22 protein-coding genes are annotated in these 23,583 nt (G+C 73.3%); 6 read left to right on the top strand and 16 right to left on the bottom strand.

Features of this window, described 5'->3' with window-relative positions:
• Positions 1-132: 132 nt before the first annotated feature.
• Both LZ495_RS00910 and LZ495_RS00915 read right to left on the bottom strand, forming a co-directional pair.
• On the bottom strand, positions 133-1,422 hold the full coding sequence (locus tag LZ495_RS00910; RefSeq protein WP_235049814.1) for a DmpA family aminopeptidase: 1,290 nt from the start codon (positions 1,420-1,422) through the stop codon (positions 133-135).
• A 4-nt stretch (positions 1,423-1,426) separates the two neighbouring features.
• Positions 1,427-2,338 (bottom strand): PucR family transcriptional regulator, encoded by a 912-nt coding sequence (locus LZ495_RS00915; RefSeq protein WP_235049815.1) that lies wholly within the window; start codon positions 2,336-2,338, stop codon positions 1,427-1,429.
• A gap of 200 nt (positions 2,339-2,538) precedes the next feature.
• Here LZ495_RS00915 and LZ495_RS00920 point away from each other — a divergent pair, with 200 nt between their 5' ends.
• Together LZ495_RS00920 and LZ495_RS00925 are read left to right on the top strand one after the other, a co-directional pair.
• A complete protein-coding gene (locus tag LZ495_RS00920; protein WP_235049816.1) occupies positions 2,539-2,928 on the top strand; it encodes a bleomycin resistance protein in 390 nt (129 codons plus the stop codon).
• A gap of 123 nt (positions 2,929-3,051) precedes the next feature.
• Positions 3,052-3,537, top strand: a complete 486-nt coding sequence (locus LZ495_RS00925; RefSeq protein ID WP_235049817.1) for a GlcG/HbpS family heme-binding protein — start codon at positions 3,052-3,054, stop codon at positions 3,535-3,537.
• Between the two features lie 82 nt (positions 3,538-3,619).
• Here the strand turns inward: LZ495_RS00925 and LZ495_RS00930 are convergent, their stop codons facing one another.
• The 3 genes from LZ495_RS00930 to LZ495_RS00940 all read right to left on the bottom strand — a co-directional run bounded on the left by LZ495_RS00930 (position 3,620) and on the right by LZ495_RS00940 (position 5,977).
• Positions 3,620-4,030 (bottom strand): RNA-binding S4 domain-containing protein, encoded by a 411-nt coding sequence (locus tag LZ495_RS00930; protein ID WP_235049818.1) that lies wholly within the window; start codon positions 4,028-4,030, stop codon positions 3,620-3,622.
• An 82-nt stretch (positions 4,031-4,112) separates the two neighbouring features.
• Positions 4,113-4,964 (bottom strand): aldo/keto reductase, encoded by an 852-nt coding sequence (locus LZ495_RS00935; protein ID WP_235049819.1) that lies wholly within the window; start codon positions 4,962-4,964, stop codon positions 4,113-4,115.
• Between the two features lie 11 nt (positions 4,965-4,975).
• Positions 4,976-5,977, bottom strand: coding sequence for an aldo/keto reductase (locus tag LZ495_RS00940; protein WP_235050447.1), 1,002 nt, complete (start codon positions 5,975-5,977; stop codon positions 4,976-4,978).
• Between the two features lie 187 nt (positions 5,978-6,164).
• Here LZ495_RS00940 and LZ495_RS00945 point away from each other — a divergent pair, with 187 nt between their 5' ends.
• Both LZ495_RS00945 and LZ495_RS00950 read left to right on the top strand, forming a co-directional pair.
• Positions 6,165-7,067 (top strand): helix-turn-helix domain-containing protein, encoded by a 903-nt coding sequence (locus LZ495_RS00945; RefSeq protein WP_235049820.1) that lies wholly within the window; start codon positions 6,165-6,167, stop codon positions 7,065-7,067.
• A 202-nt stretch (positions 7,068-7,269) separates the two neighbouring features.
• Positions 7,270-8,079, top strand: coding sequence for a zf-HC2 domain-containing protein (locus LZ495_RS00950; protein WP_235049821.1), 810 nt, complete (start codon positions 7,270-7,272; stop codon positions 8,077-8,079).
• Positions 8,080-8,134: 55 nt separating this feature from the next.
• Here the strand turns inward: LZ495_RS00950 and LZ495_RS00955 are convergent, their stop codons facing one another.
• From LZ495_RS00955 to LZ495_RS00965, 3 genes are all read right to left on the bottom strand, one after another.
• A complete protein-coding gene (locus LZ495_RS00955) occupies positions 8,135-10,159 on the bottom strand; it encodes an NAD-binding protein (protein WP_235050448.1) in 2,025 nt (674 codons plus the stop codon).
• 150 nt (positions 10,160-10,309) lie between these two features.
• The gene (locus tag LZ495_RS00960; RefSeq protein ID WP_235049822.1) at positions 10,310-11,038 is read right to left on the bottom strand and encodes a hypothetical protein; all 729 of its coding nucleotides are present in this window, start codon (positions 11,036-11,038) and stop codon (positions 10,310-10,312) included.
• 80 nt (positions 11,039-11,118) lie between these two features.
• On the bottom strand, positions 11,119-11,718 hold the full coding sequence (locus LZ495_RS00965) for a TIGR03086 family metal-binding protein (protein WP_235049823.1): 600 nt from the start codon (positions 11,716-11,718) through the stop codon (positions 11,119-11,121).
• 269 nt (positions 11,719-11,987) lie between these two features.
• Between LZ495_RS00965 and LZ495_RS00970 the strand changes: the two genes are divergently transcribed.
• Positions 11,988-13,286, top strand: coding sequence for an ATP-binding protein (locus LZ495_RS00970; RefSeq protein WP_235049824.1), 1,299 nt, complete (start codon positions 11,988-11,990; stop codon positions 13,284-13,286).
• A 341-nt stretch (positions 13,287-13,627) separates the two neighbouring features.
• Here the strand turns inward: LZ495_RS00970 and LZ495_RS00975 are convergent, their stop codons facing one another.
• Positions 13,628-14,557, bottom strand: a complete 930-nt coding sequence (locus LZ495_RS00975) for a phosphotransferase (RefSeq protein WP_235049825.1) — start codon at positions 14,555-14,557, stop codon at positions 13,628-13,630.
• The gene (locus LZ495_RS00980; protein WP_235049826.1) at positions 14,554-15,480 is read right to left on the bottom strand and encodes an acyl-CoA thioesterase domain-containing protein; all 927 of its coding nucleotides are present in this window, start codon (positions 15,478-15,480) and stop codon (positions 14,554-14,556) included. Before LZ495_RS00980 ends, LZ495_RS00975 begins: the two co-directional genes overlap by 4 nt.
• A gap of 201 nt (positions 15,481-15,681) precedes the next feature.
• Here LZ495_RS00980 and LZ495_RS44610 point away from each other — a divergent pair, with 201 nt between their 5' ends.
• Entirely contained in the window at positions 15,682-16,755 is a 1,074-nt protein-coding gene (locus LZ495_RS44610; protein ID WP_235049827.1) for an AraC-like ligand-binding domain-containing protein, read from the top strand.
• Positions 16,756-17,130: 375 nt separating this feature from the next.
• Here the strand turns inward: LZ495_RS44610 and LZ495_RS00990 are convergent, their stop codons facing one another.
• The 6 genes from LZ495_RS00990 to LZ495_RS01015 all read right to left on the bottom strand — a co-directional run bounded on the left by LZ495_RS00990 (position 17,131) and on the right by LZ495_RS01015 (position 23,572).
• Positions 17,131-18,522 carry an MFS transporter gene (locus LZ495_RS00990; RefSeq protein WP_235049828.1) on the bottom strand — a complete coding sequence of 464 codons (1,392 nt, stop codon included), beginning with the start codon at positions 18,520-18,522 and terminating at the stop codon, positions 17,131-17,133.
• Between the two features lie 318 nt (positions 18,523-18,840).
• Complete coding sequence (locus LZ495_RS00995) at positions 18,841-20,007, bottom strand: NAD(P)/FAD-dependent oxidoreductase (RefSeq protein WP_308267584.1); 1,167 nt, start codon at positions 20,005-20,007, stop codon at positions 18,841-18,843.
• 34 nt (positions 20,008-20,041) lie between these two features.
• On the bottom strand, positions 20,042-20,230 hold the full coding sequence (locus tag LZ495_RS01000; protein WP_235049829.1) for a ferredoxin: 189 nt from the start codon (positions 20,228-20,230) through the stop codon (positions 20,042-20,044).
• Positions 20,231-20,314: 84 nt separating this feature from the next.
• Positions 20,315-21,169, bottom strand: a complete 855-nt coding sequence (locus LZ495_RS01005; RefSeq protein ID WP_235049830.1) for a fumarylacetoacetate hydrolase family protein — start codon at positions 21,167-21,169, stop codon at positions 20,315-20,317.
• Positions 21,170-21,228: 59 nt separating this feature from the next.
• Positions 21,229-22,110 carry a DODA-type extradiol aromatic ring-opening family dioxygenase gene (locus tag LZ495_RS01010; RefSeq protein WP_235049831.1) on the bottom strand — a complete coding sequence of 294 codons (882 nt, stop codon included), beginning with the start codon at positions 22,108-22,110 and terminating at the stop codon, positions 21,229-21,231.
• A 1-nt stretch (position 22,111) separates the two neighbouring features.
• Positions 22,112-23,572, bottom strand: coding sequence for an aldehyde dehydrogenase family protein (locus LZ495_RS01015; protein ID WP_235049832.1), 1,461 nt, complete (start codon positions 23,570-23,572; stop codon positions 22,112-22,114).
• Positions 23,573-23,583: the final 11 nt, after the last annotated feature.

Here is a 23,583-nt window from a genome sequence, read left to right on the forward strand (position 1 = left end):
GTTTCCCCGGGCGGCGGGGGCCGGGGCACGCCGGGTTCACCCCCCCCCCAACCCCCCTCGGGCCGAGGACCGTTCGCCCCCCGAACGGTCCTCGGCCGCACGGCTGTTGCCGGCACCTGCGTCCCGCCCGCGCTACGTCCCGGCGGCCTTCCCCACGCCCCGGGCCTTCAACAGCTCGCGGACCCGGTCGTGCGGGAGGGCGGGACTGCGGTGGCCGTCGCGGCCCACCATGGTCTCGGCGGCGGTGAGGGCGTTGAGGACGGCTTCCTCGACGGACTCGACGACTGCATCGTAGAAGGGGTCCATCCGGCCCCACGGGATGAAGCGCAGGGTCTCGAACTCGTCGGCGCCCGGCTCCCCTTCGGGGAAGGTACTGCCCAGCGCACCGGCGTTCGCGGTCGAGAAGGCCAGGAAGATGTCGCCGCTGAAGTGCGATCCGGTGGTCCCGGTGCGGGCCAGGCCGAGGGGGACGCGGCGGGCCAGCGCCTGGCATTGCCCCGGCAGCAGCGGGGCGTCGGTCGCGATCACCACGATCACCGATCCCGAACCCGCGGGGGCGAACCAGTCCGTGGTCTCGAACGGGTTGTCGTCGCCCAGTTCGCGGCCTACCGGCACGCCGGCGATGACCAGTTCCTTGCGCGATCCGAAGTTCGCCTGCACGAAGGCGCCCACGGTGAAATCGGTCGGACCGTAGCCGACCACGCGCGACGCGGTGCCCGATCCGCCCTTGAAGGCGTAGCAGTTCATGCCGGTGCCGCCGCCCACGCTGCCTTCCTCGACCGGCCCCGACGCGGCGGACTCGAGGGCGGCGACAGCGTGTTCGGGGCGGACGTGGTCGCCGTTGATGTCGTTGAGGTAGCCGTCCCAGGTCTCGGAGACCACCGGGAGCAGCCATTGCACGCCGCGGCCGGCCGGGTGGTCCAGCGTCCAGTCGATGGTGCCGCGGTGCACGGCGCCGACCGCATGGGTGTTGGTGATCGCCACGGGCCCGTCGAGCGCGCCGGTCTCGGCGACCCAGGACAGCCCGGTCATCTCGCCGTTGCCGTTGAGCGCGTATGAGCCGGCCGCGACCGGAACGCCCGGGTCGCGGCGCCCGCGCGGGTGGATCGCGGTGACCCCGGTGCGCACCGGGCCGGCGCCGCGGCGGAGCGGCCCGTCGCCGTGCACGAGCGTGGTGTACCCGACCTCGACGCCGGGGACGTCGGTGATCGCGTTCCACGGGCCCGGCGTCCCGTCGAAGGGGATCCCGAGCGCCCGGGCCCGGGGCCGCCCGGCGGGGGTGGCGAGGTGCGGGTCGGCCGCGGGGGCCAGGGGCGTGTCGGGCGTCGCGGGGCTCATCGGCGGCTCCAGTGGCTCGGTGCCCGCGGCGGCCGTGCGTCCCGGTCCGGCCCGGTCCGGGACCGGATCCGGGATACCCGTCACGTACTCAGCGTGCCGCCGCGATGCGGTGGGCTTCGAGAGCCAGCGTAAGTTCCACCACCGTCACCGGTTCGCTCAGGAGGCGCCCGGTGAGCTGCTCGTAGCGGCGGAGCCGGTTCAGGACGGTGTTGGGGTGGTAGAAGAGCCGGTCCCCCGCGCGGCGCGTCGAGCCGCCCGATTCGAGCCACGCGCGCAGCGTGGTGATGAGCGAGTCCCGATCGGCGGGCGGGAGTTCGAGGACCGGGCCGAGAGCGCGGTCGAGCAGCAGCGCGGCCAGGTCGGGGCAGTCCGCGATCAGCGCGCCGGGCAGGTGCTCGGCGAGCACCGCGACGGGGACGTCCGGGTCGATGCGCAGCGCGCGTTCGGCCAGGACGCGCGCCCGGGCCAGCGCGGCAGGCCCGGCCACCGGGGTGCTGACGCCGACGCGCATGCCGGACGGCGGGTCGAGCGCCTGGGCCAGGTCGGCGGGGGTGCCGTCGCCGAGCAGGACGATGGCGTGCGCGCGGATGACGTTCGCGCCGCCGGCCCCGTGCGGTCCGGGAGCCCCCGAGGCCCCCGGCATGCCCGCGCCCGGTACCGAGGAGCCCCCGGTCGTCCGCCACAGCGCACGCATGGGCTCGGGAACCGCGAGCCCCGCGTAGCCGCGGCCCGAGGTCGGATCGGTCCGGCCTTCGAACACGCTGGTGAGCGCGAGGACCGCGTACGTGCCGTCCTCGGGCAGGCCGAGCAGGGTCGCGGCGGTCACCGGTCCCGACGGTCTCGCGGTGCCGAGGGCACTCACCGGGCCCATCGGGCCCATCGAGCCGATCGGCCCGGCGGATCCCGCCGGTCCGGTCAGCGGCGGCGGGCCGTCGAGCAGCACGCCTACCAGTTCGTCCGAGCGCGTGGCCGCGCTCCCGATCACAGACACAGGTGCCATACGCGATCCTCGGATTGCCCTCCGCCGGCCGGTCGTCGGGGTCCCGGATGCGGGACGGCCGACCGGTGGTTAGCGCTGCTAATTTAGAGCAGGCTAGCCGCACCCGCCCCGACAGGGAAGACATGCCGGGAGTCCGGCCGAGATGATGCCGACACGTGCCCTTCTGCGGACACGTCGGTGCGGTTGGCCATCATGTCCGCATGAGCGCACCCGGTTTCACCGAAGAGGCCATCCCCGTCCTGCGCGTGTCCGACGCCGCGGCCGCGGTGGACTGGTACGCCCGGCTCGGCTTCGCCAAGCAGTGGGAGCACCGCTTCGAGCCGCACTTCCCGGCCTTCGTGGAGGTGGCCCGGGGGTCGGTACGCCTCTTCCTGTCCGAGCACGAAGGCGACGCGCGCCCCGACACGCTCGTCTATCTGCGGGTCCGCGACGTCGATGCGGTGGCCGCCCGCTTCGCGGCCTCCGGGAGCACCGGGAGCACCGGGGAAGAGCCGCCCGCGATCGAGGAAATGCCCTGGGCCCGCGAGCTGCACCTCGCCGACCCGGACGGCAACCGCCTGCGGATCGGCACGCCGACCGAAGAGGCCTGACGCCCTGTCCGACATCCCGGCAGCGCTCTTGAAGCCGTCACCCGCCCCGGTTAGCGTCCGCGCAGCACGACGCGGACGCACGACCCGTGCGGGTCCGCACGCACGAACCGAGAGGGCGGCGGCATGACGGATAGCGGAGCGGGCGCGGCACCCGTCGGGGACCGGACGGAACCCGGACCGGACGTCGTCGTACGCCACGAGGTCGGCTCGTCCGCGGCCCGGGCCATCGTGGCCGGCATCGTCGCGAAGGCGGTCGCCTCGGGGTGCGCGGTGAGCGTGGCCGTCGTGGACAGCGCGGGCACCCTCGTCGCCTTCGAACGCATGGACGGCGCCCTGCGGTTCAGCGCCGACCTGGCGGTGGCCAAGGCCCGGACCTCGGCGCAGTTCGGCCGGACCACCGCGTTCATGGAGGGCCTCATGGACGAACGGCTGGCCTTCGCACAGAGTTTCACGAACCACGGCGGCTGGTACCTCGGCCGCGGCGGCCACCCCTTGCTGCGCGCCGGGCACCCGGTCGGCGGCATCGGCGTGAGCGGCGACGCAGCCGACTACGAGGACGAACTCGCGCGCGAGGCCTCGGAGGCCTTCTGCCCGCACACGGACGGTTGACCGTCGAGTTCGTCCCTCGACGACGCCCCCGCTCGAACGCGCGCGACGGCGCGCCGGACGGTACCGACGGTCAGGGCGCCGGTCAGTCCTCCCCGGCCGGCCCCGCGCTGCCGCCGCGCCACTGGTCGATGAGGCGCCGGTCGCGCTTGGTCGGGCGTCCCGTGCCGCGGTCGCGGATGCCGACCGCGGCGGCGACCTCACGCGGCGGGGGCGGCGGGCTCTTGTCGATCAGGCACTCGGCGGCCACCGCGGCGCCGACGCGCTTGAGGATCAGCTTGGCGACCGTCACGATCCGCTCGCGGCCGTCGATGCGCAGGCGTACCTCGTCGCCCACCTTGAGGCTGTGCGCGGGCTTCACGCGCTCGCCGTTCACGCGCACGTGCCCGGCCTTGCAGGCGGTGGCGGCGATCGAGCGGGTCTTGGTCAGGCGCACCGACCAGATCCACGCATCGACCCGCACGCCGCCCGGGGCGGTCGGTTCTGCTGCTGGCATGCCCCGACTCTAACTCCCCACCGGGCCGGGCCGGTCCGGCGAGCAGTCCGGGACCGGTCGGCCTGGCGGGCTGCTCCGCGGGTCAGCTCTCCAGCCGCCGGGCGGCGAGCCAGGCGACCATCTCGGGGTCGCGGTGGTCGAAGAACAGCGTGGTGCCGGTGTCGAGGGCGGCGATCTCGGCCATCTCGTCCCCGGTGAGCACGAAGTCGAAGACGTCGATGTTCTCGGCCATGCGCTCGGCGCGGACCGACTTGGGGATGGTGACGATGTCGCGCTGGACGAGCCAGCGCAGCACGACCTGGGCGACGGACTTGCCGTGCTGGTCGCCGATCGCGGCCAGGACCGGGTGGGTGAACAGGTGGTTCTTGCCCTCGGCGAACCCGCCCCAGGACTGGTGCTGGACGCCGTGCTCGCGCATCAGCGCGTGGTCGGCGCCGCGTTGGAAGAACGGGTGGGTCTCGATCTGGTCGACCGCGGGGGTGACCTCGTTGTTGAGGAGCAGGTCGAGCAGCCGGTCCGGGGCGAAGTTGGCGACGCCGATCGCCTTCGCGCGCCCGTCGCGGTGCACGGCCTCCATGGCGCGCCACTGCCCGTACACGTCGCCGTAGGGCTGGTGCATCAGGTACAGGTCCACGTACTCCAGGCCCAGCCTGGCCAGCGAGGTCTCGAAAGTGCCGATGGTGTTCGCCTGCGCGGGGGCGTCCTGGACCCACAGCTTCGTGGTGACGAACAGGTCCTCGCGCGCGATGCCGCTGTTCTTGATCGCCCGGCCGACGGCCTCCTCGTTGCCGTACGCGGCGGCGGTGTCCAGGAGCCGATAGCCGGCGGCAAGGGCCTCGCCGACGGCCTGCTCGGTCTGCTCGGGCGGGATCTGGTAGACGCCGAATCCGAGGATCGGCATGCGGGTTCCGGTGTTCAGCGTGACGTACTGCATCGCGGTGTCCTTCACAGGTTGGTGCGGGCTTCGAGGTCGTCGGGGTAGCGGGCGCCGTGGATCTCGAACGCCCGGGAAGCCTCGGTGAGCAGGGCAAGCTCGTCGTCGGTGAGCGTGACGGCGGCCGCGGCGGTGTTCTCACGCAGGCGCTGGTGCTTGGTGGTGCCGGGAATGGGGACGATCCACGGCGCCCGGGCCAGCAGCCAGGCGAGGGCGACCTGCCCGGGGGTGGCGTGCCTGTCCTTCGCGACGGACTTGACCAGGTCGACCATCGCGAGGTTGTGCGACAGCGCGTCGGGGCTGAAGCGGGGGATCCGGGCACGCAGGTCGGTGGCCTGATCGAACGTCGTCGAGGCGGCCACGGCACCGGTCAGGAAGCCCTTGCCGAGCGGGCTGTACGGGACGAACCCGATGCCGAGTTCCGCGCACGTGTCCAGGACGTCCTCCTCGGGGCGGCGCCACCACAGCGAGTACTCGCTCTGCACCGCGGTTACCGGCTGGACGGCATGGGCACGGCGGATAGTGCCCGCGGCCGCTTCGGACATGCCGTAGTGCCGGACCTTGCCCGCCTGGATCAGTTCCCGCACCTCTCCGGCGAAGTCTTCGACAGGATGGTCCGGGTTGATCCGGTGCTGGTAGTACAGGTCGATCGCCTCGACACCGAGCCTGCGCAGCGATCCCTCGACCGCGGCCGGGACCTCGTCGGGGCGCAGCATCCGGCCGGTGTCGGTCCGAGTGCCCGGATCGACGGCGAACGCGAACTTCGTCGCGACCACGGCCCGGTCGCGGAACGGGGCCAAGGCCTCGCCGACCAGTTCCTCGTTGGCATGGGGGCCGTAGATCTCGGCCGTGTCGAAGAACGTGACGCCTTCCTCGACGGCGGCGTGCAGCAGCGCGGCCATCTCGCGCCGGTCGGGGGTGCCGCCGTAGCCGCCGGTCATGGTCATGCAGCCCAGGCCGATCGCGGAGACCGCCAGGCCGCCGTCCGCGGTGCCGAGCGTGCGCTGGTCCATCGGGCTCACGGGTCCGCTCCCTTCGTGTGGTGCCGGTTCACGCCGGGACGCCGTCGACGCGGCGTCGACGGCGCCCAGAGCGGCGCGTCCTCCAGACAACCCGATGCGTTCGCCCGGAGGGAGTCACCGGCGAGGGGTGTACTGGCGGTACATCCCAGCGGGCCGTCCGGGGACGTACGGTCGAGGGGTGGACAACCGGGACGAAGTCCGCGAGTACCTGACCTCGCGGCGAGCCAAGATCACCCCCGCGCAGGCCGGGCTGCCCGCCGGGGACCGGCGCCGCGTCCCCGGGCTGCGCCGCAGCGAGGTCGCCGCACTGGCGGACGTCAGCGTCGAGTACTACGCCAAACTCGAACGCGGGCACCTCGCCGGCGTGTCGCCCGCGGTCCTCGAAGCCGTCGCGCGGGCGCTGCAGCTCGACGACGCCGAACGCGCCCACCTGCTCGACCTCGCCCACACCGCCACCGGCGCCGACACGCTGAGCCGACCGCGGAAGCGGACCACGCGCACCTGGACGCCGGACCCCAGCCTGCAGTGGATCCTGGACGCGATCACCGCCGGACCGGCGTTCGTCCGCAACGGCCGCATGGACCTGCTCGCCGCCAACCCGCTCGGCCGCGCCTTCTACACCGACGTGTACGCCTCCGGCGGGCAGCCGCCCAACCTCGCCCGCTTCACGTTCCTCGCCCCCGCCGCCCGCCGCTTCTACCCGGACTGGGACACCGTCGCCGACGTCACCGTGGCCATCCTGCGCACCGAGGCCGGCCGCGACCCGCACGACAAGGACCTCCACGACCTGGTCGGCGAACTGTCCACGCGCAGCGACGACTTCCGCACCCGCTGGGGCGCCCACGACGTCCGCCGCCACGGCACCGGCGCCAAGCGCTTCCACCACCTGCTCGTCGGCGAGGTCACCCTCGCCTACCAGAGCCTGGAGATGACCGCCGACCCCGGGCACGCGCTCAGCATCTACGCCGCCGCCCCCGGTTCACCCGACGACGAGGCCTTGCGGCTCCTGGCGTCCTGGGCCGCCGCCCAGGACACCGGGGAACCCGCGGCCGCGCCGAGGCCGCCGTCCGCGTCGCCCTGAGCCGCCTGGCCGGCAGATGACCACCCGCGGAGCAGGTCCGCGTCCGCGGTGGTGAACCTGGCGCGCCTTCGGTACGTACCAGCTGATGACCAGGCAGAACAGCCGCCGATGACCCCGGGCTATCTGGTCGCGCAGCCAAGGCCTGGGTGTGCGTCGTCCTGCGCGCGTCCGCGTCCGCGCTCCGGCAGAGGGGAGTCGATCCATGAGCCGACCGGTCGAGCACACCGATGTCGGCGCGTACGCCCTCGGCCTCCTGGAGGGCGGGGACAAGGTGGTGTTCGAGGCCCATCTGGCCGGCTGTGAGCGGTGCCGCCGCGACCTGCGCGAGTTCGGCGAGATGGGGCCACTGCGGCGCCTGCTGGCGGACGTGCATCCGGACGCCTTCCTGCCCGTCCCGCGGTCGCCCGCGCCGGTGCTCGGGTGGGACCGGAGGCCGGAGCCGCCGTTCGCGGTGCCGAATGCTCCGGTCGCCGAGCCGCGCCCGTTGCCGGGTGGCGCCGCGGTCCATGACCTCGGCGCGGCCCGCCGGGCCCGGGACGCGCGCGAGCGCCGGGGCGTCCGCCGCGCGTCGCGGGCGCTTGCGGCGGTGGCCGCGTCGGCGGTGCTGATCGTGGCGGGGGTGGCGATCGGCGGCGGCTTCGAAGGCTCGCAGGGCCATGGCCCGTCCGCGGATCTCATGCTGACCGGCGAACGCCACCCGGCGACCGGCACCGTACGCGGCGTCGGCGAGGTCACCGCGGCGGTGGCCCTGGAGACGCGCGGCTGGGGCAGCCATGTGGGCATCGAACTCCGCGGCGTCTACGGCCCGTTGACCTGCAACCTGGTCGTGGTCGGCAAGGACGGCAGGCGCGAGGTGGTCGGGAACTGGACGGTCCCCGAAAAGGGCTACGGCGTGCCGGCCAACCCCGCTCCGCTCGTCTTCCACGGCGGCACGTCGATACCGCGGGAGCGGATCGACCGGTTCGAGGTCGACACGTCGGACGGACGGGTGCTGGTGACCGTCCCGATGTGACGCGGGGTGCGGGGTGCGGGCCGCGGTGTGGCTCCGGGCGCGGTCTGCGGCCCGATCAGTCGGCAGCGGGCAGGGGCGCCGGAGCGGGATCCGGGCCCGAAGCGGGATCCAGGCCCGGAGCAGCGTCCCGGCCTGGAGCAGGATCACGGGCCGGAGCAGGATCACGGGCCGGAGCGGGATCCGGAGCTCTCCCCGGGCCCGCGTCCTGCGCCGGCAGTTGGACCGCCGCCCGGTCGCGCTGCAGCAGTTCGCCCAGGCCCTGCCGCGTGGTCGCGAGGACGACGCGGTCGCGCGCCTGCAGCACATAGCCCGGGTGCAAGCCCCAGGCCAGCACCGGCTCGTGGTCGCGTCCGCGCCCGTCGGCCATGGCGGTGGCGAGGTCGGTGCGGCGTTCGTGCGGTTCGGTGACGTCCAGCGCGAGGACCCGCCAGGCGCCCGGCCGGAACGCCTCGTCCAGGGTCCGGCCGAGGAACTCCGGGTGGCTGCCGACCTCAAGGGCCACGAACACCAGGACGTTGCGCTCGATGGGCAGCGCGCCCAGGATCTGACGTCCCATCATCGCGGCCGCGAAGGAGGGCGCGGCAAGCCGCGACACGCTGCGGCTGCGGGTGGTCGCCTGCGGGTGCGAGGCCCGCATCGCCTGGCTGACCACGGCCGCGAAGTCGTCGTCGAACAGCCGCATGACCACTCGGAGATCGGGCTTGCACTCGCGGGCGTACAGGGCCGTCTCCAGGTTGGAGCTGTCGCTGCTGGTCAGCGCGAGGACGGCCTGGGCGCGGTCGATCCGGGCCGCCTCCAGCACGCCTTCCTGGGTGGCGTCGCCGATGATGACGGGCACATGCAGCGACCGTGCGAGGGCGACGCCGCGCGCCTTCGGGTCCTGCTCGACGCACACCACCTCGACGCCCAGCTGGTGCAGGCGGTCCAGGACGCGGCTGCCGACCTTGCCGAGGCCCATGAGGACCACGTGGCCCGAGATCCCGCGCGGCGGCGGGCGCAGTGCGGTGGCCGTCCGGAACGACCCCAGCGCCTGCAGGACGACCGCGAACAGCACCGGCAGCAGGGCGAGTCCGGTCAGGCCGGACAAGAGTTGCAGGATCTGCCGCCCCTTGCGCTCCCCGATCGCCGGGTCGCCCATGCTGAGCAGGTCCAGCAGGGACAAGTACGCGGCTCGCAGGGGTGGTTCGCGCGTCACGCGCCACGTGAGGATGGCGAACACGGCTTCCAGCGCGACCAGTACGGCGACCGCGAGCATGAGCCTCCGCGAGAAGAGCTCGCGGAACGGCACGCGCGGCAACCGCCGGAACTGGGCGGGTAATTGACCTCCAGGACGGTTCTCCACGGCCGCGGATCGGCGCGTCACCGCCTCCAGGACCACGCGGTTGCGGGTGGGGGCGGCCTGCTCGATCTCGTCGTCGTCCGGAAGCAAGGAGGGGCCGGGCAGGACCGTCCCCGAGGTCGCTCCGACACCCGGCGCCGTGTACACCGACATGCCGCTGCCGGAGAGGACGGCCAGCGTGCACAACTCCCCTTCCCCGAGCGGCGCGACGGGCTCCCCGGCAGCCCGGTCCGCGGCCCGGAGCAGCAGGCCGTCGGCCTCGACGATGCGGCTCCGCTGCCCGGCGAGGGCTGCGGCGACCAGGGCGGGGGCGGCGGTGTCGGCGTCCGAGAGGACCGTCGTGGTGCTCTCCGCGGCGGGCGCCCCCGCGGTCTGCGCGGCGCGGGCGAGGAGGTCCTCGACGTAGCGGCCGAGGTTGCGGTTGAAGAGGCGGATGACCAGGCGTACGGACGGATTGATCCGCCGCGCGCGCAGGGCCGCGTGGATGTTGGTCTGGTCGTCCATGTAGGTGAACGCGACGGCGACCGCCTCGCGCACCCCGGCCTCGGCGAGCACCGGCTCACTCGGCTCGGCGGCCTCCTTTATGGTGACCGACAGGCCTTCCTCGCGGACGAGTTCGGCGATCCGCAGCCCGCTCCCCGCATGCGCAGCCGGTACGACAGCGGTCACCGGCTGCTCGTAGAGGCGGGCAAGCTCGGCGGTCAGCCGGTAGGCGAGACCGTCGTCGCCGCAGACCACCATGCGCGCGGCAGCCCGCGCTGCCGCGTCACCGGCGGAGCCGGCCGAACCTGCCGGGCCTGCCGGACCTGCCGAAGCTGCCGGGCCTGCCGCTTCCGGGGCCGCGGGCCCGGACTGATCGGGTACTAAGGACACGCCCCCACCTTGCCGCAACTAGCCGTCTGCCGTGTGAGGGCGCGCGTCGTACACCACTTCGACTCCGGCGCGGAGCATGTGGGCGATCACGCGGTCGGCCACCTCCTCGTCGCAGATCAGGCAGGCCATGCCGTCGACCCGGTTGACCGGCAGCAGGACGCCGCCTGCGTACGTGGCCGCGAGGTACCAGTCGTCGCGCTCGGTCGTCCACATCTCCTCGTGCCCGCTGACATCGACATCGCTGTTCAGCGGCTCGACAAGGAGCAGCCGCCGCTCCGGGAGCGGTGCCAGGCGCGGCGGTTCACCCCCGGCCTCCAGAACGTCCACGTACGACTTCGCCTCGGTGATCGTCAATCGCGGGGCCATCCGCCGCAGTTCGCGCAATGCCGCCATGCGGCCGCCGACCGCCAGTGCCGCGCGGGCGGCCGTCTCGAACTCGTCGGGGACGTGGCGGCCTTGGAGGCGTACGACGTAGTCGTCCTCCCAGTCGTCCGCCATCGAGGGCACTCCCCCGACGTGGAAGATCCTGCCGCTTCCGTACTCCACCAAGTACTTGCCGAAACCGCCCGCGACCGGACTCCGGTCGTCCGTCGGCACGTGCGAGCCGTACGACACCAGCCATCCGAACCGGTGCTGTTCGACCTCGTGCCGCTCGACGGAAATCGGGGCACCCGGCCGGCTCCAGCGCCGCGAGTCGCGCGCGGTCAGGGCGTCCACCGCGGCCAGAGCCTGCTCCCGGGTCGTCATACGCGGCATCGTGCCCGCCCCCGTCGGGCCGGTCCACCGGATATCCGTTTGGTCGGCCGGGCACCGGCGAGGCGGCCGGGTCAGGCGGGCGCGGTCCAGTTCGGGTCGCGGCCGACGGTGCCGAGGAGGCGGTCTTGCAGGGGCGCGTCGTCAGGGACCTTCACTTCCCGGCCGAAGACCTCGACGCCCGGGCCGAACGCTTCCGGCGTACGCAGCATGTCCAGCGTCTCGGCCGGCATCTTCTGGAACTCGGCCCAGGTCGCGGCGACCTCGGCCGGGTCGATCGTGGCGTCCTGCCCGGTCGCCTTGGCCAGGTCCCAGCCGTGCAGCACCATGTCGGCGCTCGCGACGCCGTCGATGTGCTGCTCGGCGGTCATCTTGCCGGTCGGCGTCTCGACCTCGCGCTCGGCCTCGGCCGGGTCGTGCAGGATCGCCTCGACGGCGGCGCGGGCCGCCCGGAACGCGCCCAGCGGATCGTCGGCCATCGACGGTTCCGCGGGCAGGCTGCGGTCGAACGCGCGGAGCATCACGGCGTGCATCTCGACGATGTGCGCGACCACCCCGCGCGCGTCCCACTCCGCGCACGGCGATTGCGCGGCCCACTGTTCGGGGCGTACCGCTGCGGCCTTGGCCTCGAACGCGTCCGCGCGCCTCTGGTAACGCTCCGCAATCTCGCCCACGGGAGTCCTCCTCGTGCCGGTTCGATCGGCCCGCCGACCGGGCCGGTGCCCGACGCGAACGGTACGGGACCGCGCCGACATCGAGCCGTACGCCGCGCGGGCGCCGCACATCGTCAACCCGCGCATCGGCGTACTGCCGGGCCCCGAGTTGTCCAATCCGGCGGAGTCGCCGGAGGCGGGCGCGGGCCTAGCGTTCGGGGCTCGACGACCGTGCCGCGTGCCGTCCCCCTGCCCGGGGTCCCGCGGCCGATCAGCTGGAGGTTGCGCCGATGGGCTGGATCGTTCAGGAGTACCGCGAGGACGACCTCGCGTCCGTCGTGCATCTGATCGACACGACGTCGGGGCTCGGACCCGACTCGGTGTTCACGGTGTCGGAGTGCATCACCGCGCTGACCGCGCGCCAGCCTGCCGTGGTGGCCCGGCGCGACGGCGAGGTGATCGGGGCGGCGCTGGCGACCGTGGCGGAGGGCCGCGCGTGGGTGATGCGGATCGCGATCGCGCCGTCGCTGCGCGGCCTGGGGCTGGCCAGCTCGCTGCTGCTGGCGCTGGAGCGGCGGCTGGTCGAGATGCGGGTGCGGCGGATCGCGTACGTGCTGCCCGAGGAGGACCTGCTGCAGGAGGGCCTGGTCAACGCCGGGTACGACCGGCGTCCGGCGGTGGCGTACTTCGAGAAGGTGGAGCCGGTCGACGACCGGGCCGCGGACGTGCTGGAGCGGCTGGGCGGCCGCGTGCTGCCCGGCGACCTGTGGTCGCGGCTGGCCGGCATGGAGGAGGAGAAGACGCTGATCGAGCGGCGCGTGGTGCTGCCGCTCGCGGACCCGGAGCGGGCCGAGCGGCACGGGGTCGAACCGCCGCGGGCGATCGCGCTGTTCGGGCCGCCCGGGACCGGCAAGACGACGTTCGCGCGGGGCATCGCGTCGCGCCTGGGCTGGCCGTTCGTCGAACTGCTGCCGTCCCGGCTGGCGGACAGCGGCAATCTGGCGGCGGCACTGCGCGAGGCGTTCGCCCGTATCGCCGAGTTGGACCGGGTGGTGGTGTTCATCGACGAGGTCGAGGAGATCGCCCCCGTACGGCAGTTCGAGTCGTCGGCGCCGCCCGGCGGCACGCACTCGGTGACCAACGAACTGCTCAAGCTGATCCCGGCGTTCCGGGAGCGCAACGAGCGGCTGCTGGTGTGCGCGACGAACTCGGTGCGCTCGCTGGACCCGGCGTTCCTGCGCCCGGGGCGCTTCGACTACGTGATCCCGATCGGCACGCCGGACAACGCGGCGCGGCGGGCCATGTGGGCGCGCAAGGCGCACGGGCGGCGTCCGGACGTGGACCTGGAGGCGCTGGTGCGGGCGAGCGAGCTGTTCACCCCGGCGGACATCGACCACGCGGCCCGGATCGCGGCGCAGGCGTCCTTCGAACGCGACCTCGAGCGCGGACCGGCTGCCGCGGTGAGCACCGGTGTCGCCGGCGCGGGTACGCAGGACTACTTGGAGGCCGTCGCACAGTGCCGCCCGACGGTGACGCCGGGCATGGTCGCGGACTTCCAGGTCGACATCACGACGCACGCGCGGGTGTAGGCGGCGTGAATCCGCCACGAGTCCTCGGCGCGGTGCCGGCCGCGCCGGGTTTCGCCCTGGCCCCGGGGGTCTGATCCCGGGCCCGGGACGAGACAGGTCGGGGCGGGGCCGGGGCGGGGGTGGGACGCGAGGGGACGCGTACAGGCGGGACGGGTTCCAGCGGGGAGGCTCGGCCCGACCCGGCTTGCCGGGTCCGCCGCCGTCCCGCCCCGGCCCCGGCTCCGCTCGGTCCTGCTGACAGGCCCCGGCGGACGGCCGGGAGAACCCGATCTCGGGTTCCCGGGGTCGATCCGGAGCTACCCGAGGACGGTACGAGTTCCATCGCGCCGAGCTGCCGGTCGTCAGTCCGGGGGACCGTAGCCGGCGAAGTCGTCGAGTTCCCTTCGAGCTCGGCGTAGATCGTCGGCCACTCCCTCGCCGACCAGGTCCGCAAAGGCCGCCTCCCCCGCGCTCGCACGGGCGGTGAGCCCTTCGACGTGCGCATCGAGACGCGCCCGCACCACGTCGAGGAACTCCGCCTCGGTACGGTCCAAGCCGTACGCCTCCAACAGCCGGCGCAGGCGGCGCGGGCGGGCGGCAATGCGGGTGAATCCGTCGGCCGCGGCGCGGTGCCGAGCGGAAAGCGGCACCCAGGCGAACGCGGTGAAAGCCAGGTCCCACTCGCGGGTGACCGGCCCAGCGAAGTCCCAGTCGAAAAATCCGGTCAGGCGCCCGTCCTGCCAGGCGGCGTTGTAGGGGGCGGCGTCGTTGTGGCCGATGACCAAGCCGGGCGTCCAGCGCCCGCCGTCCCGCCAGATCGCGTCGGCGGGCGGGACAAAGTCGGCGGCGGCCTCGTGGAAGCGCCGCATCCAGAGGCCCACCTGGTCGAGGCTGGTGTCCGCATATACCCATGTCGGCCATGGCCGCTCCATCCCCACTGTCCGACCGGGGAGGAAGCTGAGGACCTCCCTGCCCAGGGCGTCGAACCCGAGGGGACGCGGGGCGGCTGCGAAACCCGCGGCGGCAAGGTGCGCGAGGAGGGCGTGCACGGACGACGTCCAGGGGCCCGCGGTGCGGCGGACGGTGTCGCCCACGCGGACGGCGCCGCCGGTGCGGCCGCCGTCCAGGCTTTCCTCGTGCCCCGGTTCCTCGTGCCCCGGTTCCTCGTCCCCCGGTTCGTCGTCCCGAGGTTCGTCGACCCACGGCCCCGGTTCGTCGTCCCGAGGTTCGCCGCTCCAGCCTTCGGCGACACGGCGCTCGCCGCCGCGACCGCCGCGACGTCCGCCGGTCATGCCGGACCGTGGGGCCTGTCCGATGCCGGATCCGGCCGCGGGTAGACGCGGCAATTGCTGGTGCCCGAGGCGCGCAGAGTTCCGTCGGGCTCGATCAAGGTGGCGGACGTCGCGGCCAGCAGGCCGTGGGCGCGGCCTTCGGCGGCGAAGTAGGTGAGGCCCGGGCGCCGGGGCGCGGCGTACCAGGTCGCGGCCAGGTCCAGGCTGAGCATCGAGGCACCCGGGGTGCCACGCAGGGCGGCGTCCATCAGGTGCGTGTCGAGGATCATGAGGTCGGTGAGGCGCTCCGCGAGGCCGTCGGTGGGGCCGTCGGCGGGGCCGGAACCGCCGGGCGCGGTCCACTGGTCCTGGGCCGGCGCGATCCACACCGACATGGTGTCGCCGCCTCCCCGGAAGCTGCCGTCGAACTCGTCGGCGCTGAGCGGGTATTCGATGGCCCACTCGGCGAAACCCCCGAGGAACGGGAAGGACGCGTCGATCCAGCCGAGGCGCGGGCACTCCGCGACCGGCGGTACGCCGGCCAGGCGGTCGCTCGCCGGCCCGGCCGGGGCGAGCATCGACGGGTCGGCGAACCAGCACTGCGCGCCCAGCACCGGTTTGCCGCTCTGGTGCATCGTCACCTGGTACGCGGCCGCGGTACGCCCCTCGACCAGCGGCAGTACCGAGAATTCCAGCTCGCCCGGGACCGCTGCGCCGGAGAACACGACGTGGCACGAGCTGAGCTGCTTGCCGCCGGCGGACCGGGCCGCGGCAAGGGCGGCCAGGGCTGCCGTCCAGCCGCCGAAGCCGCGGCCGTTGATGCAGTGGTGGTCGGACAGGTCGGCGCTGAGCCGCCCCCCGGCGTCCGCTCGGATCAGGAGGTCGCCGAGCGGAGTGGCGACCTTGCTGTCCGCGGTCACGTCCTCGTTGCTTGTCCCCGTCATCGGACGATGGTGGCACGGGGTGCCGGGATCGGCCAGGGGCCGGGGCGTACGCTGGGGTGAATCGTGCAAGCAACGGGCTGCGCGTCGGGGATCCGGCCAGAGACTCGGGAGTGGGACGTGGACCGGACATCTGCCTGGCCGCAGCCGGGCGCAGCACCGTCGAGACCGTCGAGACCGGGGCGGGCGGCGCGGGACGTGTCCGTGAGCGACTTCGACACGTGGCGCTCCGTGGTGCGCGACACCTTCTTCCCGGCCGAGCTGGAGCGCCCCGCCGGACACTCCTTCGCGGCGCGCCTCCGGCACGGGACCCTCGGGCCGATGGGCCTGGCCCGCATCGAGGCGACTCCGCACAACTTCCGGCGCACGGCCGCCGACGTGGCCCGGCAGCGGGCGGACGCGTACGACGTGGTCCTGGTCCTCGATGGCCGCGGCAGCGCAGCACAAGGTGGCCTGGGCGGCGAGCTGGACCGCGGGCATCTGGTGATCGCGGACACGACGCGGCCGTACCGGATCGACTTCGAGAGCCCGTTCCGCCTGGCGCAGCTGGTCCTGCCGCACGCGCTGCTCGGCACCGAGCCGGAAGAGCTCGCCGCGGTGACCGGCGTGCCGGTGGAGACGGACCGCGGTACGGCAGCGCTCCTTGCCGCGCTGCTCACCCAGGTCACCGAGCCCGCCGGCCTTGCGGCTCCCGTCGGACCAGGGTCTCCCGCCGGCTCCGACTCCCGCTCCGCCTCGGCGCCCGGCATCGAGCCGCACGTCGCCGACGCAGTCGCTGCGCTGTGCCGCGCGGTGGCGGCGGAGCTCCTGGCCGCGGCCAAGCCCGTCACCGGGACGCCTGCGCGCCATACCCTCCCGGACTCCCCCACGCCCGCTTCTGCTCCTGCCCTTGTGCCCCCGGGCGTGACCAGCGGCCCGGCGTCCGGCACCGAGGCGCAACGCCATGCCCTGCGCACACGCGTACTGGCCTGGATCGACGACCACCTCGACGACCCGACCCTGGACCCGGCCGCGATCGCCGCCGCGCACTACATCTCGACCCGGTACCTGCACCTGCTCTTCAAGGACCAGCCCGTCTCGGTGGCCAGGCATGTCAGGGAACGCCGCCTCGACCGCATCCGCCGCGACCTCGCCGACCCGGCATATCTCGGCACCCCGGTCAGCGCGGTGGCCGCCCGCTGGGCCATCGGCGACGCAGCGCAGTTCAGCAGGCTGTTCCGAGACCGCTACGGAGTCTCGCCAAGCGCATACCGCACAGCCGCCCACGCCACCCACTGAACAACCACGCGCGAAGAACCGAGGGAAGGTCCGCCCGCACCGGACACCGAGCCGCCCAGGTCACAACCGCCGCGAGCCCGCAGCTCCCCGAGAACTGACCCGGCAACAGATGAGAGCGCGGGGGGGGGGGGGGGGCGGGGGGGCCGCGCCCCCCCCCCGCACGGGGGGGGGGCGCCGCGACCCCCCATCACCCCCCGCCCCCCCCCCCCACCCACTCACACACCACGCGCTCTCATCTGTTGCCGGCACTCGCGTTCCGGAGCAGTGCTCTCGAAGGGAGCGGTGCTCCAGAACGGGGAGCAGTGCTCTCGTACGAGGCGACCGCTCTCGTACCAAGCCGACGCTCTCATCGAAGACGGCCGCTCCCCGCAAGGGTCAGCGCACCGCGCGCACCTTCAGGACCAGGAACGCCCCGCCAAGCGACACCACCGCGGCAATCGGGAAGATCGCCTCGTAACCGCCCGCGTCGACGATCCAGCCGGCGATGGTCGGGGCGGCGATCTGCGGGCCGGCTGCGGCGATGTTGACGATGCCGAGGTCCTTGCCCGGTTCGCCGCTGCTCGGCAGCACCTTGGTCATCAGCGCCAGGTCGACGGCCATGTACGTGCCGAAGAAGATGCCGTTGACGATCTGGAAGACCTCCATGCCGCCCTCGGTCGGCGACAGCATCGGGATGGCCAGCGACGCCGCCGAGCCGACGCCGCAGATCAGCACGAACGGCTTGATGCGGCCGATGCGGTCCACCAGCGGTCCGATGACCATCGACGCGGCAACCGTGGCGAGGGCGTTGATGATGAGCTGGTAGCCCATCGCCGGGCCGATCTCCTCGCCCGGGATCTCGATGTACTCGATGAGGATGAACATCGTGTACACGCTGACGATCCAGTAGCCCACCATGACGCCGAAGCGCGATGCGAATGCCCAGAAGAAGTCCGGGTGTTCCTTGGGGCTGACCCAGAACCCGGACAGGAACTCCTTGAGCTCGAACTTCTCCCGCGGGACGTCCTTGTTCGGCTTGTCCGGCGAGACCAGCACGAAGATCACCGCGGATGCGAAGACGATCACGGCGATCAGGTAGTAGCCCTTCTCGCCCATGAACTTGCCGTCGAAGCCGCCGATGGTGCCCGACAGGCCGAACTTCTCGCCCGGCACGCCGCCGATGATGAGCGACGCGATGATGGTGGCGAGCGGGATGCCGAGGCCGATCAGCGCGGAGAACGTGCCGTACTTGCGGACCGGGACGCGGTCCGGCATGGCGGCGGTGGACGCGGCCATGTACCCGTTCATGAAGAGCTGCACCATGCCCCAGGTGAACCCGAGCATCGCGATCGAGGACGCCTTGGCCTGGCCGACCAGCGCGAGGCAGCCGACGCCCGCGCACAGCAGCACCCACGGCGCGCGCCGGCCCCAGCGGGAGCGGGTGCGGTCGGACAGCAGGCCGAAGAGCGGGTTGCCGATGGTGGCGAGGATCGCGCCGGTGGTGCTGGCGGTGGTCAGCGCGTCGGTGTCGTTCTCGCCGGTGATCTGGGCGACCTGCAGCGGGATGAGGAAGCTGCCGACGCCGATCCAGATCATGTAGAGCGCGATGTTGGCCAGCGGAAGCGTCAGGTACAGCGGGCCGAGGCGGTAGCCCGCCGTGTCGCCGGGCCCGGACGCGGTGCCGCCGGGTCCCGCTCCGCTGCCGCCCGCCCCCGGGCCGCCGGCCTGCTGCGCGCGTGGGTTGCCGCCGGCACCCGGGCGTTCGTGTTCGGGCAGGGTCGTACTCATCGTTGCCGTCCAAGGGATGAGGGAAGTGACGGGGCAGACAGCCGGGGGGCCTCTGGGGCTCGCTCGCCCGGGCACCGGGGCCACCAGGGCAGTGGCGGGTATGCGGAGCAGCCGGTGCAACGGGAGCGGATGCCAGCATCGGGCCGCGGCCGGGCCACGTCTTGACCTTCTGCGCACACGGCTTGCGGTTCCGCGCACGGAGCCTTGAAGGGCCGTGCACGGGCCGCTGCGGTGCGCTATCGGGGCATGCCGAAGACCCGGGCCGCCGCCCTCTGCGAACAGGGCGGCGGTCCGGGTCCGGGCGGATCCGGGACGGGGCTACACCAGGGCTCCCCGGTACCGGGCCGCGGTGGCCGCGGCGCCTCCTCCGAGCGCCACGACGCCTACGAGACGTCCTTCCGCGTGGTAGCCGACCACGCAGTCGGCGTCGAAGTCCCCTTCCAGCAAACGGATATCGTCCACGCCCAGGCCGGGTGCGCCGAACGACTGGAGGCGTTCGGCGTACTGGTCGGACCAGAAGGCCGGCAGCGGGGCGAACGGTTCGCCGTCCACGGCCTCGCCGGCCAGGTGGGCGGCGAGGGTGCGGGCCGCGCGCTTCGCCGTGTCGGTGGGGATGCTCCAGTGCTCGACGCGCCGCGGTACGTCGTCGTAGCGGGCGTTCGGGAAGCGGGCGACGTCGCCGACCGCGACGACGTCCGGCCGCCCTTCGACGCGCAGCAGGGCGTCGCACAGCACGCCGTCGGACAGGTCGAGGCCGTTGCCGTCCAGCCATGCCGTGTTCGGGGTCGAGCCGACCGCCTCGACGACGAGGTCGGCGGGGAGGGCCGTCCCGTCGTCCAGGACAAGGCCGGTGACGGCGTCGATCCCGCTGAAGTGCCCGACGGTGCGCCCGAGATGGAACACCACGCCGCGGGCTTCGTGACGGCGCCGCAGGGCCGCGCCGAGTTCGGCGCCCAACGGGCGCGTCATCGGTTCGGCCTCCGGCGCCACGACCGCCACTTCGGCGCCGAGGCCGCGTGCGGTGGCGGCGACTTCACAGCCGATGAAGCCCGCGCCGACCACGACCACTCGGCTGCCGGGCCGCAGGGCCGCGCGCAGGTTCTGCGCGTCGTCGAGCGTGCGGACGACGTGGCGGCCCGCGACCGGGCCCGGGCAGGGCAGCCGCCGCGGCCGGATGCCGGTGGCCACGACCAGCCCTGTGTACGGGAGTTGCGTGTCGTCGGCGAGCGTGACGGTACGCGCCGCCAGGTCGGCGGAAGCGACCGGCGTGCCGAGCCGCCAGGCGACGTCGGCGGTCGAGGCCCGGGCCCGGAACGCGACCGCGGGGTGCGTCACGTCGGAGGCCAGGACCTCCTTCGACAGCGGGGGCCGGTTGTACGGCATGTGCGGCTCGTCGCCCACCACCGTGACCGGGCCCGACCAGCCGGCTGCGCGCAGTTGCTCGGCCGCGCGCAGCCCGCCCATCGAGGCGCCGACGACGACCACGCCGGGCGCGGTCTGCGAACTGGTCGGCACGGTCTCAGTCCTCGATCGTGATGGCCTGCAACGGGCAGACGTCCGCGGCGTCTTCGACCGCCTCGCGCAGGGCGTCGTCGGGGTCGGCGACGTACTCGAGCCGGCCGGCCGCGTTGATCTGGAAGACCTCGGGGGCGGAGAAGACGCATTGCCCGTGGTCCTGGCAGCGCTCCATGTCGACGACGACCTTCACCGTACGGCTCCTTTCGGCGGATCTGAGGCAGGGCAAGTCAGCGTTTTCGTAAGGGTTTTGACGGGCGCTCGGGGGTCGTCCGGATCAGTCGCGCCGGGGCGCGCGGATGCCGCGGAACTCCCAGTCGCCGCCGAGGGCCGTGGAGAGGACCTCCTCGGACTCGGTGGGCTGCGCGCCGCAGTCGTCGCGTACCGGGACCGGGCCGGTCACGATGCGGTTGGTGAGGCGTCCGAGACCTTCGGCCTCGACCTCGACGACGTCGCCGGGCTGCACGGGGCGCGAGCCGGCCGGGGTGCCGGAGAGCAGCACGTCGCCCGGGTAGAGCGTGATGGTGCGGGCGATGTCGGCGACGAGGTAGTGCATGTCCCACTCCATCTCGTCGGTGGAACCGTCCTGCACCACCTCTCCGTTGACGTACGTGCGCAGCGTCTTGCCGCGGAAGTCCCAGCCCTCGACCAGGCCGGGGCCGAGCGGGCACAGCGTGTCGGAGCCCTTGACGCGGAGCATCGAACCGGCGTCGGTGTCGCGGAAGTCGTGCAGGCCGTAGTCGTTGGCGAGCGTGTAGCCGCGGATGTACGCGCCGGCGTCCGCGGGCGCGATGTTGCGGCAGGTGCGGCCGATGACGATGGCGATCTCGCCCTCGTAGTTGAGGTAATTGCAGCCGTCCGGGCGCACGATGGCGCCGCCGTGCGCGTTGAGCGCCGAGGTCGGCTTGTGGAAGTACGTGGGCGCGGACGGCAGCGACGTCTGGAACTCCTCGACCCGGCTGCGGTGGTTGAGGTGCACCGCGATGACCTTGCTGGGCACGACGGGCGGCAGGTGGTGGGCGTCGGACGTCTTGACGCGGCGCCCGTCGGCGGCGATCAGTTCGTCGCCGTCGCGGACGACCTCGACGACTGCGCCGTCGAGCAGGATCCGCCGGTACTCGGTGGTGGTCATGGGGTCCTTCCGGGTGGTGCGTACAGGGGCGGGGCGGACAGGGGGTCGGGCCGCAGGGCTCAGGCTGCGGTCCAGCCGTCCGCGGGCCGGTCGAACCACATGTGCGCCTGGCCGGTTCCGGTGGCGTTCTCGTACGTGCCGTACATCCGGCCCGGCGCGGTGCAGGACTCCTCGCCCAGCGCGCCCAGCATCATCAGGTAGTGGCCGAACCGGGCCTCGGGCTTGTGCGGCATGAACTCCGGCATGGTGCGCAGGATTTGCGCGTGGTCGCCCTGCTCCATCCAGGCCAGCCGGTCCTCGTCCGCGGCGCGGGCCGCCGGGGTGCGGACGTGCGAGGGGTCGGACGCCTCGTGGTCGCGGAGTTCGCGCAGGTTCCAGAAGGTGTGCGAGAGCGCGCCGGAGGCGACGAGCAGGACTTTGCGGTCGGTGGCCGCGATCGCGTCGGCGAGGGCCCGGCCGAGGCGCAGGTTGTCCTCGACGTCGGCGGTCTGGCAGCAGCCGATCGACATCCACCGCTTTCCCGGCACGCCGAGGTAGTGCCACAGGTTGACGGTGGCGTAGTGGATGGGCAGGTAGGGGTCGTCGATCGCGGTGATCCAGGTCTTCTGCTTGCCCGCGAACGATGCCGTGGCGTGGGCGAGTTCGGGGTCGCCGGGGAAGTCGTACCGGATGCGGCACATCCCGCGCGGGAGTTCCTCGGAGGTGTAGAGGCCGGCGCGGTGGTGGTGTGCGGCGACCACGTACTCCACGGTCGTGGCCCAGTGCGAGTCGAAGACCACGACGGTGTCGTAGTCGAGCGTCTCGAAGACCTCTTCGCGCAGTGCGCGCAGGCCGGTGACGAGGCTGATCTCGTCGCCTTCGTTCAGCTCGTACCGCACGTCCTGCGGCAGCATGATGGTGGGCGCGTGGGCGAGCAGGCCCGCGCCGACGATCTCGCCCATGTCAGCGCCATCCGTTCGGGGCCGTGACGGTGTTCTTGACGTCGCAGTAGAAGTCGAAGCTCCAGGTGCCGCCTTCGCGGCCGACGCCGGAGTGCCGCGAGCCGCCGAACGGGGCCTGCAGGTCGCGGACGAAGAAGCAGTTGACCCAGACGGTGCCGGCCACCAGGCGCTCGGTGACCCGGGCGGCGCGGTCGCGGTCGCCGGTGGCGACGGTGGCAGCCAGTCCGAAGCGGGTGTCGTTGGCGAGCGTGACGGCTTCGTCCTCGTCGGCGAAGGTCTGCAGAGTCAGGACCGGGCCGAAGACCTCTTCCTGCACGATCTCGGAGTCCTGGGCGACGCCGGTGAGAAGCGTGGGGCGGTAGAAGAGCCCGCCCAGTTCCTCGTTGGGCCCGCCGCCGGCCACGACGCTCGCCCCGGCCGCGACCGCGCGCTGCACGAACCCGTCGACGCGGGCCAGGTGTTCGGCGTGGATGTTGGGGCCGATGCCGGTGGCCTCGTCGCGCGGGTCGCCCTGCACGAGCTTGGCCGCGCGCTCGGTGAACTTCGCGGTGAACTCCTCGGCCACGGAGTCCTCGACGAGGATGCGGGTGGCGGCGAGGCAGACCTGCCCGGCGTTGTCGTACTGCTCGACGGCGAGGTCGGCGGCGAGGTCGAGGTCGGCGTCCGCGAAGACCAGCAGCGGGGACTTGCCGCCGAGTTCGAGGCTGGTCGGGGTGAGGTTGGCGCCGGCCGCGGCGCCGATGGCCTTCGCGGTGGGGACCGAGCCGGTGAAGCTGATGCGGCGTACGTCGGGGTCCTCGACGAGGGCGGCGCCGACTTCTTCGCCGTAGCCCTGCACGACGTTGAACACGCCTGCGGGCAGGCCGGCTTCGGCGGTGATGTCGGCGAAGAGCGAGGCGGTCAGCGGGGTCCACTCGGCGGGCTTGAGCACCACGGTGTTGCCGGCCGCGAGTGCCGGGGCGATCTTCCAGGTGGCCAGCATGAGCGGGGCGTTCCACGGCGTGATGAGCACGCAGGGCCCGGCCGGGTCCCAGCTGACGTGGTTGTTGTGGCCGCGGGTGTCGAAGTCGCCGTGGCCGAGGCGGTCGGTCAGCCAGTCGGCGAAGAAGCGCAGGTTGTGGGCGACGCGGGGCATGACGCCGCGCAGGTGCGAGCGCAGCAGGGCGCCGTTGTCGGTGGTCTCGACGATGGCGAGTTCGGCGAGCCGCTTCTCGACGCCGTCGGCGACCGCGTGCAGCAGCCGGGCGCGCTCGGCGGGGGGCGTGGCGGCCCAGGCGGGGAAGGCGGCGCGGGCGGCGGCGACGGCGGCGCGGGCTTCCGCGGCGCCGCCCCGGGCGATGTGCGCCACGACGCTGCCGTCGATCGGCGAGACGTCCGCGAAGGTCTCCGCGGAGCCGACGCGCTCGCCCCCGATCCAGTGCCGGGTGTCGACGGCGACACCGGCGACGGTGGCCTCGGTCATGGGGAACCCTC

Origin of the sequence: Yinghuangia soli (assembly GCF_021502675.1) — a bacterium.
Lineage (GTDB): Bacteria > Actinomycetota > Actinomycetes > Streptomycetales > Streptomycetaceae > Yinghuangia > Yinghuangia soli.

What these genes read in the sequence shown, in the direction of transcription:
- LZ495_RS01010 (WP_235049831.1), bottom strand. Translation starts at nt 22,110, where the DNA reads ATGGGCGAGATCGTCGGCGCGGGCCTGCTCGCCCACGCGCCCACCATC.
- LZ495_RS00960 (WP_235049822.1), bottom strand. Translation starts at nt 11,038, where the DNA reads ATGACGACCCGGGAGCAGGCTCTGGCCGCGGTGGACGCCCTGACCGCG.
- LZ495_RS00915 (WP_235049815.1), bottom strand. Translation starts at nt 2,338, where the DNA reads ATGGCACCTGTGTCTGTGATCGGGAGCGCGGCCACGCGCTCGGACGAA.
- LZ495_RS00940 (WP_235050447.1), bottom strand. Translation starts at nt 5,977, where the DNA reads ATGGACCAGCGCACGCTCGGCACCGCGGACGGCGGCCTGGCGGTCTCC.
- LZ495_RS00955 (WP_235050448.1), bottom strand. Translation starts at nt 10,159, where the DNA reads ATGGTGGTCTGCGGCGACGACGGTCTCGCCTACCGGCTGACCGCCGAG.
- LZ495_RS00950 (WP_235049821.1), top strand. Translation starts at nt 7,270, where the DNA reads ATGAGCCGACCGGTCGAGCACACCGATGTCGGCGCGTACGCCCTCGGC.
- LZ495_RS00925 (WP_235049817.1), top strand. Translation starts at nt 3,052, where the DNA reads ATGACGGATAGCGGAGCGGGCGCGGCACCCGTCGGGGACCGGACGGAA.
- LZ495_RS00935 (WP_235049819.1), bottom strand. Translation starts at nt 4,964, where the DNA reads ATGCAGTACGTCACGCTGAACACCGGAACCCGCATGCCGATCCTCGGA.
- LZ495_RS01015 (WP_235049832.1), bottom strand. Translation starts at nt 23,572, where the DNA reads ATGACCGAGGCCACCGTCGCCGGTGTCGCCGTCGACACCCGGCACTGG.
- LZ495_RS00975 (WP_235049825.1), bottom strand. Translation starts at nt 14,557, where the DNA reads ATGACCGGCGGACGTCGCGGCGGTCGCGGCGGCGAGCGCCGTGTCGCC.
- LZ495_RS00920 (WP_235049816.1), top strand. Translation starts at nt 2,539, where the DNA reads ATGAGCGCACCCGGTTTCACCGAAGAGGCCATCCCCGTCCTGCGCGTG.
- LZ495_RS00930 (WP_235049818.1), bottom strand. Translation starts at nt 4,030, where the DNA reads ATGCCAGCAGCAGAACCGACCGCCCCGGGCGGCGTGCGGGTCGATGCG.
- LZ495_RS01005 (WP_235049830.1), bottom strand. Translation starts at nt 21,169, where the DNA reads ATGACCACCACCGAGTACCGGCGGATCCTGCTCGACGGCGCAGTCGTC.
- LZ495_RS00980 (WP_235049826.1), bottom strand. Translation starts at nt 15,480, where the DNA reads ATGACGGGGACAAGCAACGAGGACGTGACCGCGGACAGCAAGGTCGCC.
- LZ495_RS00990 (WP_235049828.1), bottom strand. Translation starts at nt 18,522, where the DNA reads ATGAGTACGACCCTGCCCGAACACGAACGCCCGGGTGCCGGCGGCAAC.
- LZ495_RS00970 (WP_235049824.1), top strand. Translation starts at nt 11,988, where the DNA reads ATGGGCTGGATCGTTCAGGAGTACCGCGAGGACGACCTCGCGTCCGTC.